This is a genomic window from Planococcus citreus (genome assembly GCF_003664125.1).
Classification (GTDB): Bacteria; Bacillota; Bacilli; order Bacillales_A; family Planococcaceae; genus Planococcus; species Planococcus citreus.
In genome coordinates this window covers 100,224-112,186 of the sequence record NZ_RCCP01000001.1, presented here as the reverse complement: position 1 = coordinate 112,186, position 11,963 = coordinate 100,224, and the positions used below count along the sequence as shown (strand labels likewise).

Sequence of the window (11,963 nt, the reverse complement as noted above, 5' to 3'; positions counted from 1 at the left end):
CCATGAGGGAGTTGCGGGTCGAGACTGAACATCCATATACGGTGCATATCGGACAAGGAGCGGTCAAGCTGCTGGCAAAGCACTATCGTGATTTGCTCGCTGCAGCTGACCAAGTCGTCGTAATCGCAGATAGCCAAGTGGCTGAACTGCATTTGCCGCAGCTGCTCGAGGCGCTGGAGGATTTTCAGCCGAAAGTTTTCCGCGTCCCAGCAGGTGAAGGAGCGAAATCAGCCGAAAGTTTTATGGATTGCCATAGCTTTTTGCTTTCGGAGAATTGCTCGCGAAATACGGTCATTCTCGCATTTGGGGGAGGCGCAGTCGGGGATCTGGCTGGCTTTGTCGCATCGACTTTCATGCGCGGAGTTCCTTTTATCCAAGTGCCGACAACGATCTTGGCCCATGATAGCGCTGTGGGTGGCAAAACCGCCATCAACCATCCGCTCGGCAAGAACATGATCGGTACCTTCTATCAGCCGCGTGCGGTCATTTACGACGGCGACTTTCTCCAGACCTTGCCTGAAAATGAAATTCGTTCAGGGATGGCTGAAGTAATCAAGCATGCATTCATTTCGAATGAAGGCTGGCTGGATGAACTGATGGGGTACCAAGATTTCAGCACGATGTCCGGACAGGAACTCGAAGGGCATCTGGAAAAAGGGATCGCCGTCAAATCGGCAATTGTTGAAGAAGATGAGTTTGAAGGCGGTGTCCGCAAGTTCCTCAATTTCGGCCATACGCTGGCCCATGCCATCGAAGCACATTTGGGTTATGGTAAACTGACCCATGGAGAAGCGGTCGTGCTTGGCATGGCCTATGCACTTGAATTGTCCGAAAGCCCCGAGTTGCCGCGTCTCTTGAATTGGGCGAAAGTGAACCGTTATCCGCTCGAGCTATTGGTTAATATGCCATTCGATGAACTATTGCCTTATATGAAAAAAGACAAAAAATCGACCGCTGCTGCACTGAACTTCGTATTGCTTGGCGCAGTAGGCCGGCCATATATTGAAACGGTTCCAGAACAACGAGCACAAGCGGCTTACGACAAGCTGAGAAAAACGATCAAGGAGATGATCTGATGATTCGAGGAGTCAGAGGCGCCATCACTATCACAAAAGATGAAGCGCCCGAAATTTTGGAGCAAACGCGTCGCCTGGTCTTGGAAATGGCCAAAGAAAACGGCATTGAACCGGATGAAGTGGCTTCGGTCATCGTATCGACGACGACGGATATTTCTGCAGCTTTTCCTGCAAAGGCCGTACGCACTATCGAAGGCTGGACGTATGTGCCGGTCATGTGTACTCATGAAATGGATGTGCCTGGCAGCATGCCGCTATGCATTCGCGTGATGATGCACGTCAATACGAAACTTGCACAGGATAAAATCCAGCACATCTACATGAATGATGCTGTGAAATTGCGTCCTGATCTATCCCAGAAAAGCCAGGTGAGCCAAGCGTGAAAACTGAAGTCCTCATTATCGGCCTCGGATTGATTGGCGGGTCCTTGGCAAAAGCATTGCAGCGCAATGAAGATGTTCATGTATCGGGCTATGATGCGGACGCATTGACTGCCAGAAAAGCTTTCAAAATGGGCATCATCCAAAGCTCGCCGCCTTCTCTTGAGCAGGCAGCGGCTGCGGCTGATGTCATCGTTTTTGCTACGCCCGTCGGGGCAACTGTCAAATTAATGGAACGAAGTAAATACTGGGATTTAAAAGAAAATGTCATTTTGACAGACACTGGCAGCACGAAAGTCCAAATTATGGAAGCTGCAGAAAAGTTGGAGTATACCTTTATCGGCGGCCACCCGATGGCCGGTTCCCATAAAAGCGGTGTCGAAGCCGCCAAAGAAGTGCTCTTTGAAAATGCCTTCTATATCTTGACGCCCGGCAAAGAGACGGCTGAGGAAAACGTTGAGAAACTAGTTGGGCTATTGTCGGTCACCAAAGCGAAGATCAAAGTGCTCGAAGCGAAAGAACACGATCATATGACGGCGATTGTCAGCCATTTCCCCCATTTGATCGCAGCTGCTCTGGTCCATCAACTGGACCGTGAAGAGCAATTCCCGTTCGCGCGGCAGCTCGCAGCGGGCGGTTTCCGCGATACGACGCGAATCGCTTCGGCGAACCCGGATATGTGGCGTGACATCACGACGCAAAACAATGAGATGATTGTCGAACAGCTGGACCACTGGATGGACCAGATGGCGCATTTGCGCGAGATCTTGCAGAAGAACGAGCCCGAACCGATTCACCGCTTTTTCGCGAAAGCGAAGGAAACGCGTGATGAACTGCCGGTTGCAGGGCACGGTGCCATGTATTCCGTATTTGATTTGTATATCGATATCCCCGACGTGCCGGGGATCATCTCGGAAATGACGGGCTATCTGGCGGAAGCCGGCATCAGCATCGTCAATTTGAGGATTTTGGAGACTCGTGAAGATGTCTTCGGGATTCTTGTCCTTAGTTTCCAGACTGCGGAAGACCGGGAAAGTGCGCAACGCGTCTTTTCCGAACGGACCGCTTATGATACGTATATCTCCTGAAAGGAATGAAATTCATGTCCAAAACGATCAGTTACGCAAAACCTGCGCTAACGGGTAGCGTTCAAGTGCCCGGGGATAAGTCTATCTCACACCGGGCCATCATGTTCGGCGCACTGGCACAGGGAACGACGACCATCGAAGGTTTCCTGATGGGAGACGACTGCTTAAGCACCATCAGCTGTTTTCGTTCGCTCGGAATCGATATCCAAATAGACGGCGAACACGTGACAGTGACAAGCGGCGGCCGGAAAGCCTGGAAAGAGCCGGATGTCGTATTGGATACCGGAAATTCAGGCACGACGACGCGCTTGATGCTCGGTTTGCTCGCGGGCACTGATTTCCATTCGGTCATGGCAGGGGACGAATCCATCGCACGCCGCCCGATGAAGCGCATCGTTGAACCGTTGCGTTTGATGGGAGCGGATATCCGCGGGCGCGCCAATGGCCATTTTACGCCGATTGCCGTTCAAGGGACAGCTCTTCAGGCAATCGACTATACGATGCCTGTTGCAAGCGCACAGGTGAAGTCAGCGGTGCTGCTTGCGGGATTATCGGCGCGAGGTACCACGACTGTCCATGAACCGGTTCCGTCACGGGACCATACAGAGATTATGCTGAAGCATTTCGGAGCGGACATCTCCCGCGATGGCGATGTCATTTCATTGAGCGGCGGACAGGAATTGCGTGCTGCGCATGTCCAGGTGCCAGGCGATATCTCCTCCGCTGCTTTTATGATCGGGGCGGCACTCATTGCTCAAGGCAGTGAAATCCAATTAGAAAACGTCGGCGTCAACCCGACGCGTACAGGCTTGCTTGATGTGTTTAAAGCTATGGGTGCGGACATACAAGCAAGCGGCCATACATCCGAAGGGGAACACGCTGCAGATTTGACGGTCCGCAGCACTTCTTTGAGGGGCACGGACATCGGGGGCGATGTCATTCCGAGGTTGATCGATGAAATTCCATTGATTGCGCTTGTGGCGACGCAAGCTCACGGCAAAACGGTCATCCGCGATGCGGAAGAATTGCGCGTCAAAGAAACCGACCGCATACAGGCGGTCGTCACCGAGCTGAAAAAACTCGGGGCCGATATCGAAGCGACAGAAGACGGAATGGTCATACAAGGGCCGACTCCATTGACTGGCGCAGCGATGAATAGCTATGGCGATCACCGTCTCGGCATGATGGCCGCAGTCGCTGCGCTTATCGCAGATGGCCCAGTAACGATTGACGATCCGGGCTGTATTTCGATCTCTTACCCGAACTTTTTTGAACATCTGGATAAGCTGACACAATAACTCTCCTTCGGGGGAGTTTTTATTATGCTAGCATGATGGTTTCGTGTACGATAACTATATAACGGCAAGGAATAGGTGATGCAAATGGCAACTTTACAAAAGATCCAAGAAGCGGTGCAAGCCGGAGATACGGCTGCGCTCGATACAATGCTCGAACAATATTTGCTGAAAGGCGATCCCGATGAACAATATGCAGTTATGGAATGGTTGCAGGAAATCGGTTTTATCGAAGAAGCGCTCCGCGTAGTGGAGCATCTTCAGTATATGTTTCCGGAAGAGGCGCAATTGCGTGTCGACCGTTCTAAACTGCTGATTGATGCCGACCGTGAAGACGAGGCGCTCAATGAGTTGATGGCGATCCCAAAAGACGATGAATTATACCCTCAGGCACTGGTCACGCTAGCGGACCTGTTTCAGCTGCAGGGGCTTCTTGAGGCAGCGGAACTGCGGCTGGACGAAGCGATCGGCCTGATGCCCGACGAACCGCTGCTGCAGCAGGCAAAAGCGGAACTTTTGCTTGACTCGGGGCGCTACCTTGAGTCTGCACGCATCTATCAAGAACTGGAAAGCCGCAATGTCAAAATCGATGGCGTTAACCTGAACGAACGCTTGGCTGAAGTCTATAGCGCAGGTGCGGCTTACGAGGAAGCTTTACCTTATTATGAGCGCGCTTTGGAAGACGAAGCCCAGCCTGACGTATTATTCGGCGCTGCATTTGCCGCTTTCCAGGCGAAACAATATGAATTGTCGGTCAAGCGGCTCGATGAACTTCTAGGTGCCGACCCCGATTACTTCTCTGCTTATTTATTGAAAGCGCAGTGCTTCAACATGATGGAAGATTACAAACGTGCTTACGATGCCATCAAAGAAGGGCTCGCACGTGATGAGTTCGACAAGGAATTGTATTTGTTTGCAGGAAAACTTGCGTTGAAGCTTGGCAAAGGGGAAGAAGGCGTCGAAATGCTCCGCCAGGCGATCGCACTCGACCCCGAATACATGGAAGCCCTTTATGCATTAATCTCTTATTTCCATACAGAAGAGCGGGACAAAGAATTGCTTGAGCTTGCGTCGATGGCTGTGGAAAGCGGCAATGACTGGCATGCATTGTATCCGATGATTGCTAAAGCGTACGACCGGACAGAACAGTTCGGAAAAGCTTTGGAATATTACGATAAAGCCTATCCGGCATTTTCCGACGATCCCGAATTCCTCGAATCCTACGCCTTATTTTTGATAGAGGAAGGGAAACGCGACCGCGCTCTCGAAATAATCAAACAGCTTCAAGCGCTGGAGCCGGAAAACCCGCAGTGGTTCGATTGGCTGCAATCGTTTGAATGAAAGGGGGAGACGATATGACTGCATCTGTTTCTGTAGGGGAGAAAAAACAATTTGTCCGCTGGTTCCTCGGGTCTTATAAGATGAAAAGGCGTGAATGCATTTGGATCCTCAACTACTTGTTGAGCAATGATGAATTGCTGGAGAAAACGCATTTTGTGGAAGAAGCGCATTATTGTCCCCGTGCCATGGTCATGTCGACGACTGAATCTAAACAAATCCCGTTCCAATTCTATAAAGGCAAGCTGATGACCGCTGATGCTGAAAAGTCTTTCCACGATCTCAGGCTCCATCCCGATGAACCTTTGTATGTGCAATTGAATTTCCCAAGCATTCCGCCTGCGCCGCTTTACTTGGCGGTGTTGGAAGAGAATCCACATATGCCAAAAGGGGCATCGGTCAGCGAACAGGACCGCTTGATAGCAGAAAAGGTATTAAATGAGAGTTTGTCGTCTTACCAGGAAGAAACGATCCTCAAAAAAATTGACGAAGCACTGGATGCAGGAGATAAAGAGCGGTTCTTTGAACTGTCTGCCTTGCTGTCTGTAGTGAAATCGGCCAAAAAAATGGAGAGTGACTGAATACATGCATTTCAACAGCAAAGATATCGATTTATACGTAAGCCAAAAAGATTATGTCGATACGGCGGTCGTGCCGCTGATCGAATTGGACTTGACTGCTTCGGGCATGAAGGCGAGTGCGGGTGCGTCCGAATATTTGCAATCTCTAACTGTTATACTGGAAAAACAATTCAAAGGGCGGATTCTTTTGCTTCCGCCTATTTCTTATGTCCGGGCGGCAGACCGAACAGAGCTGGGCGAACAATTGAAAAAAGAGCTGTCGGAAACGGGATTCAAGCACATTTTTTACCTGACGACTGATCCGAAATGGCGTTCCGTCGAAGAACTTGACAATGTTCTCTGGCTGCCGGCCATTCCAACGGGGGATATGGACCAATCCTTCAAAAAATCGGTCATGGAAGACCAGCTGCGCCAAGTGCTGCCGCTGTTTACCAAAGAATGGACACATCATTCATGAAATGTTCACAAACTGTTCCATTAGACTGAATGCGATATTGACCTTAAGTTTTGATTGATATATCATTAGGTTGTCCTAGTAATTATATTTGAATGAGTATGTCCATTGGACTGACCTTGAATGTTAGAGGGGGGAAAAGAATGAGTAATAATCGTGTATCACGACGCCAATTTTTAGGTTACACACTGACTGGTGTAGGTGGTTTCATGGCAGCTGGAATGTTAATGCCGATGGTGCGTTTTGCAGTCGATCCAGTATTGCAGCAACATGACGCCGGAGATTATGTTTTGACTGACCAAGCTGTTGCCGATATCACAGAAGAGCCTGTACGTGTCGACTTTACATTTGAACAAGTGGACGCATGGTATACATCTGAAGTCACGAATTCTGCATGGGTTTACAAAGAAGGCGATAAACTAATCGCACTTTCACCTGTCTGCAAACACTTGGGATGCACAGTCAACTGGGGTGGGGATCCAGAAAACCCAACACAGTTCTTCTGCCCTTGCCACGCTGGACGCTATGAGAAAAATGGCCAGAACATCGCAGGTACACCGCCGCTCGGACCTCTTGATGAGTATCAAGTTCAAGAACAAGATGGTTTTGTAGCCATCGGAGCAGTAAGAGAAAACACTTTAGTTTAATAGTTAGGGGGTACGACACCAGTGCTAAACAAGTTATATGATTGGGTAGATGAGCGATTGGACATCACGCCGATCTGGCGTGATATTGCAGACCATGAAGTACCGGAACACGTTAACCCCGCACACCACTTTTCAGCATTTGTCTATTGTTTCGGAGGACTGACATTTTTCATTACAGTCATCCAAATCCTATCTGGCATGTTCCTTACGATGTATTACGTGCCGGATATTGAGAATGCTTGGCAGTCGGTTTATTATCTCCAGAATGAAGTCGCTTTTGGGGAAATCGTGCGCGGGATGCACCACTGGGGAGCTTCTTTAGTAGTCGTTATGATTTTCCTTCATACGCTACGCGTATTCTTCACAGGATCTTATAAGAAACCTCGTGAGCTCAACTGGGTAGTCGGCGTTATGCTATTTGGCGTAATCCTCGGCCTATCTTTCACAGGTTACTTGCTTCCATGGGATATGAAAGCATTGTTCGCAACAAAAGTTGGGATTGAAATTGCAGCTTCTGTACCAGTGATCGGCGAAACGATCAAAATTTTGCTTGCAGGGGATTCAACGATTCTCGGCGCACAAACTTTGACTCGCTTCTTCGCGATCCATGTCTTCTTCTTGCCTGCTGCTTTGCTTGGGTTGCTTGCAGCACACTTTATCATGATCAGAAGACAAGGTATTTCAGGGCCATTGTAATTCATCCTTGACCAAGGATTTTAAGGAGGGGACACTATGCACCGCGGAAAAGGGATGAAATTTGTAGGGGATTCACGTGTTCCGAGCAAAGAGTTTCGGAAACCGAATATCCCGAAAGATTACTCCGAATATCCTGGCAAAACAGAAGCCTTTTGGCCGAACTTCCTTCTAAAAGAATGGATGATTGGTTCTGTCTTCTTAATTGGGTATTTGCTCTTGACTGTCGCCCACCCTTCGCCTCTAGAAGGCCAGGCTGACCCGACAGACACGGCATATATTCCACTGCCAGACTGGTATTTCTTGTTCTTATACCAATTATTGAAATATGAATTCGCGTCCGGACCGTTTAACGTTGTCGGCGCAATCATCATTCCGGGCCTTGCGTTCGGTGCTTTGATGCTTGCACCGTTCCTCGATCGCGGGCCGGAACGCCGTCCATCGAAACGCCCATTGCCGACAGGCTTCATGCTTTTGGCAATCGCATCCATCGTATTCCTCACTTGGGAATCCGTAGCTAACCACGACTGGGAAGCAGCGGCTCGGCAAGGGGAAATCACGGAAGAAGTGGAAATTGATACAGCGGACCCTGGATATGAGATCTATTCAGCAGCGGCTTGTATTAGTTGCCACGGCGACAACTTGGAAGGGGCAGTCGGACCGAGCTTGATCGGAACTGGCCTGTCAGCAGAAGAAATCGCTGAAATTGCCGTGAATGGTATCGAAGCTGGCGGAGTTCAATCCATGCCGCCATCTTGGGATGGTTCAGAAGAAGATCTTCAAGTCATGACTGAGTTTATTGCTGGACTTGAAGCTGAATAATGCAATGTAAAAGAGCCGGGAAACCGGCTCTTTTTTTTGCACAGGAAAGGGAGATTGGATGGTGGAATTCACAGCAAAAATTTCGGCTTGGCTAATGTTCCGCCCGTTTTTGATATTGCTGTTTTTCGTCAATTTGGGCGGGACCATTTACGGATACATATGGTATGGTTGGCAATTGCGCATTACGGAACCGATATTTCTCATCTTCGTGCCGGATAGCCCGACCGCGAGCTTGTTTTTCACGATTGTTCTCGGACTATGGATCATCGGCAAGCACAGTCCGCTTATCGAAGCGCTCGCTTTTGTCACTTTGATCAAATATGGCCTATGGGCGGTCGTCATGAATTTGTTGACGCTCGTGCACACCGGATCGATCGGCTGGCTGGGCTGGATGCTCGTCGCTTCTCACTTTGCCATGGCGCTGCAAGCAGTGCTTTATTTCGAACATTACCGCTTCGGCTATTTATCGGTGGCACTCACCGCGATCTGGACTTTGCATAACGATGTCATCGATTATGTGTTTGGGCAGATGCCGATTTACTCGAGCTTGAGCGAATTTAGCGCACAAATCGGTTATTTCACGTTCTGGCTGTCAATTGCCTGCATCGCGTTCGCCTGGTTCACAGCGTCACAGAACCGCCACCTGGAGCCGCGGCGTATCAGTTGACCGAAAGTCAGAAAAACAAGTAAAATAGACATATAGAAACACAAAGAGAGGTTGATCAATAAAATGGGATTGAGCGGCTATATAATTTATTTTATCGTCTTGTTAATTGTGCCGATTTGGGCTCAAATGAAATTGAAAAGCACGTATAAGAAATATTCTAAAGTCCGGTCGACTTCCGGTCATACAGGGGCCGAAGTGGCTCGCATTATTCTTGACCAAAATGGCTTGAGTAATGTCAAAGTCGTTGAAAGCCGCGGGATGCTTAGCGACCACTACAACCCGATGACCAAAACAGTTGCGCTCAGCAGCCATAACTACCATGAGCCATCGGTTGCTGGTACTGCTGTCGCAGCGCACGAAGTAGGGCACGCGATCCAGGATGCAACGGATTATTCATTCCTGCGCTTCCGCCACCGCCTTGTGCCGATGGTCAATATTTCTTCCAATATGTCGTGGGTGTTCATCATGATTGGTATATTCGCAAACATTAGCGGAGCCATGTTGATCGGTATCGCGCTTCTAGCAGTCGGTGTGTTGTTCCAATTGGTCACTTTGCCGGTCGAATTCAACGCTTCGAACCGCGCGATGGACCAGCTGTTGTCGCATAACATCATCCGCAACGATGAAGAGAGACACGCGAAAAAAGTATTGAACGCAGCAGCGATGACTTATGTAGCAGCTACTGCAGTTGCGGTGATCGAACTTGCTCGTTTAATCTTGATCTACACAAGCATGGATCGTTCATAATAAAACGAAACGGGCGGGAAAAGCATTTGCTTTTCCCGCCCGTTTTTTTATTTGACATACTTGCATCAAAGAGGCTGTTTCTGTTCATCGAGCGTAAACCCTTCACCCATGACGTCATGCACTTCGATCAATGAGACGAATGCGTGGGGATCGACGGAATTGACGATGTTTTTCAGCCGCACGAGCTCATTGCGGGCAACGACGCAATACAGGACTTCGCGCTCTTCTTTGGTGAAATGGCCATAGCCCCGGAGAATGGTGATGCCGCGATCCATTTCAATGGCGATGCGGCTCGCAATTTCCTCTTGGGAATTAGAGATGATCAATGCGCCGCGTCCAGAGTAAGCCCCTTCTTGGACGAAGTCGATGACACGGGCACCGACGAATACTGCGACGAGCGTATACATCATGGAGCGGTAGTCGAGGAAGGTCAACCACGACAGCATAATGACCAATGCATCGAATAGAAACATTGTCTTGCCCATGCTCCAACCGATGTATTTCTGAACGAGCCTGGCAATGATATCAACGCCGCCCGTCGTTCCCCCGTAGCGGAAAATGATGCCAAGCCCCATCCCGACAAAGACGCCCGCAAACAAAGCGGCAAGGAATAAGTCGTCGCGCAAAGGAATTTGGACTTCGTAGACAAGGAAGATTTTCAAGAAGACGGAAACGGCGACCGTGCCGATGATCGTATAAAGAAAAACCTTGCGCCCGAGCAATTTCCAGCCGATAAAGAATAAAGGAATGTTCAATAACAGGTTCATCAATGCAGGATCCCAGTTCCAAAGGAAATACAGGATCAGCGTGATCCCTGCGAAGCCGCCTTCACCGAGCTCATTTTGGATATTAAAATGAACAAAGCCGAAACTATAGATAGCTGAGCCGAGAAGGATGAAAAAGATATTTTTCAACTGAAGATCTTTCATAAAAAAGCAGCCTCCCTTTTTTGTCATTAACTTCTGTATTATCTGCCATGCTGCCGTTTTTGACAACACCCCCCGTTTTCTTTACGATTGAATGGGAGTGTGATGACAGTGAACGCAGATAAAAGCATGAGGCAATTACAGGAAGAAGTGGACCGCCACATCGGGCAGTTTAAAGAAGGGTATTTTGCGCCGATGGAGATGCTTGCGCGAATGACCGAAGAACTCGGGGAATTGGCACGCGAAGTCAATCATGTATACGGGCCGAAAAAGAAAAAAGAGTCAGAAGCCGAAAAGCTGATCGAAGAGGAAATGGGCGATGTGCTCTTCGTCTTGATCTGCATGGCCAACTCCATGGAAATCGATTTGCAGGAAGCCCACGACGGGGTCATGGAAAAATTCCGGACCCGTGATAAAGACCGCTGGACGAGAAAGGAAGAACAATGATGACGATAAAAGTAGCGATTGCCGGAGCCCGCGGGAAAATGGGCAAAGAAGCTGTACATACTGTAATGGAAAATGCCGATATGGAACTCGTGGCAGCACTGGATTATAAAGACATCGGCGCAACATTGGCGGAGACGGGCTTGTTTCCTGAAAGTTTTCAAGTGCCGGTTTTTACCGACTTAGAAAAGCTTCATGGCCAGCATGCACCGGATGTCCTCGTCGATTTGACGACGCCCAAGCATGTCTATGCGCATACCAAACAAGCGCTGCAGCTCGGTATCCGCCCGGTCGTCGGGACAACAGGATTTTCCACTGAGGAATTGGAAGAATTGAAAGAACTTGCCAAAACCTCAGAGCTTGGCTGCATCATCGCGCCTAATTTTGCGGTGGGGGCAGTCTTGATGATGAAATTTGCAGAACAGGCGGCAAAATATTTGCCGGATGTGGAAATCATCGAAATGCATCATGACCAAAAACTGGATGCCCCGTCAGGTACCGCAATGAAGACGGCGCATATGATGAGTGAAACGCGGCCAGTACATCAGCAAGGCCATCTGGATGAAAAGGAAACTTTGCAAGGCGCTCGCGGCGCAGACTACGAAGGTATGCGCATCCATAGCGTCCGCCTGCCGGGGTTAGTGGCGCATCAGCAAGTGCTGCTGGGCGGCGAAGGACAGCTTTTGACATTGCGCCACGATTCGTTCAACCGCGGTTCGTTCATGTCTGGCGTCAGTTTGTCGATTCGCGAAGTGGTAGAACGCAAGGAATTAATTTACGGCCTGGAACATATCATAGGCTAAAA

15 protein-coding genes are annotated in these 11,963 nt (G+C 49.3%); 14 read left to right on the top strand and 1 reads right to left on the bottom strand.

Features of this window, described 5'->3' with window-relative positions:
* Positions 1-2: 2 nt before the first annotated feature.
* From aroB to DFR62_RS00545, 12 genes are all read left to right on the top strand, one after another.
* Positions 3-1,076 carry a 3-dehydroquinate synthase gene (gene aroB, locus DFR62_RS00600; RefSeq protein WP_121297578.1) on the top strand — a complete coding sequence of 358 codons (1,074 nt, stop codon included), beginning with the start codon at positions 3-5 and terminating at the stop codon, positions 1,074-1,076.
* Positions 1,076-1,459 carry a chorismate mutase gene (gene aroH, locus DFR62_RS00595; RefSeq protein ID WP_068869297.1) on the top strand — a complete coding sequence of 128 codons (384 nt, stop codon included), beginning with the start codon at positions 1,076-1,078 and terminating at the stop codon, positions 1,457-1,459. The genes aroB and aroH overlap by 1 nt, the downstream gene beginning before the upstream one ends.
* Positions 1,456-2,544 carry a prephenate dehydrogenase gene (locus tag DFR62_RS00590; RefSeq protein ID WP_121297577.1) on the top strand — a complete coding sequence of 363 codons (1,089 nt, stop codon included), beginning with the start codon at positions 1,456-1,458 and terminating at the stop codon, positions 2,542-2,544. Before aroH ends, DFR62_RS00590 begins: the two co-directional genes overlap by 4 nt.
* Positions 2,545-2,558: 14 nt before the next feature.
* Positions 2,559-3,842: a 3-phosphoshikimate 1-carboxyvinyltransferase gene (gene aroA / locus DFR62_RS00585; RefSeq protein WP_121297576.1), complete on the top strand. Its 1,284-nt coding sequence runs from the start codon at positions 2,559-2,561 to the stop codon at positions 3,840-3,842.
* An 84-nt stretch (positions 3,843-3,926) separates the two neighbouring features.
* Positions 3,927-5,180: a tetratricopeptide repeat protein gene (locus DFR62_RS00580; RefSeq protein WP_121299427.1), complete on the top strand. Its 1,254-nt coding sequence runs from the start codon at positions 3,927-3,929 to the stop codon at positions 5,178-5,180.
* Positions 5,181-5,194: 14 nt separating this feature from the next.
* Positions 5,195-5,758 carry a ReoY family proteolytic degradation factor gene (locus DFR62_RS00575; protein WP_121297575.1) on the top strand — a complete coding sequence of 188 codons (564 nt, stop codon included), beginning with the start codon at positions 5,195-5,197 and terminating at the stop codon, positions 5,756-5,758.
* Positions 5,759-5,762: 4 nt separating this feature from the next.
* Complete coding sequence (locus DFR62_RS00570; RefSeq protein ID WP_121297574.1) at positions 5,763-6,215, top strand: YpiF family protein; 453 nt, start codon at positions 5,763-5,765, stop codon at positions 6,213-6,215.
* Positions 6,216-6,355: 140 nt separating this feature from the next.
* On the top strand, positions 6,356-6,859 hold the full coding sequence (locus tag DFR62_RS00565) for a QcrA and Rieske domain-containing protein (RefSeq protein WP_121297573.1): 504 nt from the start codon (positions 6,356-6,358) through the stop codon (positions 6,857-6,859).
* Between the two features lie 21 nt (positions 6,860-6,880).
* Positions 6,881-7,555 (top strand): menaquinol-cytochrome c reductase cytochrome b subunit, encoded by a 675-nt coding sequence (qcrB, locus tag DFR62_RS00560; protein ID WP_058380570.1) that lies wholly within the window; start codon positions 6,881-6,883, stop codon positions 7,553-7,555.
* A gap of 36 nt (positions 7,556-7,591) precedes the next feature.
* Entirely contained in the window at positions 7,592-8,374 is a 783-nt protein-coding gene (locus DFR62_RS00555; protein ID WP_121297572.1) for a menaquinol-cytochrome c reductase cytochrome b/c subunit, read from the top strand.
* Between the two features lie 58 nt (positions 8,375-8,432).
* Complete coding sequence (gene lhaT / locus DFR62_RS00550) at positions 8,433-9,041, top strand: lipoprotein heptaprenylglyceryl N-acetyltransferase LhaT (protein ID WP_121297571.1); 609 nt, start codon at positions 8,433-8,435, stop codon at positions 9,039-9,041.
* Between the two features lie 63 nt (positions 9,042-9,104).
* Positions 9,105-9,788, top strand: a complete 684-nt coding sequence (locus DFR62_RS00545) for a zinc metallopeptidase (protein ID WP_121297570.1) — start codon at positions 9,105-9,107, stop codon at positions 9,786-9,788.
* A 65-nt stretch (positions 9,789-9,853) separates the two neighbouring features.
* Here the strand turns inward: DFR62_RS00545 and DFR62_RS00540 are convergent, their stop codons facing one another.
* Positions 9,854-10,717, bottom strand: a complete 864-nt coding sequence (locus DFR62_RS00540; RefSeq protein WP_121297569.1) for a YitT family protein — start codon at positions 10,715-10,717, stop codon at positions 9,854-9,856.
* A 102-nt stretch (positions 10,718-10,819) separates the two neighbouring features.
* Here DFR62_RS00540 and DFR62_RS00535 point away from each other — a divergent pair, with 102 nt between their 5' ends.
* Positions 10,820-11,161, top strand: coding sequence for a nucleotide pyrophosphohydrolase (locus DFR62_RS00535; protein WP_121297568.1), 342 nt, complete (start codon positions 10,820-10,822; stop codon positions 11,159-11,161).
* Entirely contained in the window at positions 11,161-11,961 is an 801-nt protein-coding gene (gene dapB, locus DFR62_RS00530; protein ID WP_121297567.1) for a 4-hydroxy-tetrahydrodipicolinate reductase, read from the top strand. Before DFR62_RS00535 ends, dapB begins: the two co-directional genes overlap by 1 nt.
* The last annotated feature ends 2 nt before the right edge of the window (positions 11,962-11,963 follow it).

Coding starts and splice junctions, on each gene's coding strand:
- aroB (WP_121297578.1), top strand. CDS start 3: ATGAGGGAGTTGCGGGTCGAGACTGAACATCCATATACGGTGCATATC.
- aroH (WP_068869297.1), top strand. CDS start 1,076: ATGATTCGAGGAGTCAGAGGCGCCATCACTATCACAAAAGATGAAGCG.
- aroA (WP_121297576.1), top strand. CDS start 2,559: ATGTCCAAAACGATCAGTTACGCAAAACCTGCGCTAACGGGTAGCGTT.
- DFR62_RS00580 (WP_121299427.1), top strand. CDS start 3,927: ATGGCAACTTTACAAAAGATCCAAGAAGCGGTGCAAGCCGGAGATACG.
- DFR62_RS00575 (WP_121297575.1), top strand. CDS start 5,195: ATGACTGCATCTGTTTCTGTAGGGGAGAAAAAACAATTTGTCCGCTGG.
- DFR62_RS00570 (WP_121297574.1), top strand. CDS start 5,763: ATGCATTTCAACAGCAAAGATATCGATTTATACGTAAGCCAAAAAGAT.
- DFR62_RS00565 (WP_121297573.1), top strand. CDS start 6,356: ATGAGTAATAATCGTGTATCACGACGCCAATTTTTAGGTTACACACTG.
- DFR62_RS00555 (WP_121297572.1), top strand. CDS start 7,592: ATGCACCGCGGAAAAGGGATGAAATTTGTAGGGGATTCACGTGTTCCG.
- lhaT (WP_121297571.1), top strand. CDS start 8,433: ATGGTGGAATTCACAGCAAAAATTTCGGCTTGGCTAATGTTCCGCCCG.
- DFR62_RS00545 (WP_121297570.1), top strand. CDS start 9,105: ATGGGATTGAGCGGCTATATAATTTATTTTATCGTCTTGTTAATTGTG.
- DFR62_RS00540 (WP_121297569.1), bottom strand. CDS start 10,717: ATGAAAGATCTTCAGTTGAAAAATATCTTTTTCATCCTTCTCGGCTCA.
- DFR62_RS00535 (WP_121297568.1), top strand. CDS start 10,820: ATGACAGTGAACGCAGATAAAAGCATGAGGCAATTACAGGAAGAAGTG.
- dapB (WP_121297567.1), top strand. CDS start 11,161: ATGACGATAAAAGTAGCGATTGCCGGAGCCCGCGGGAAAATGGGCAAA.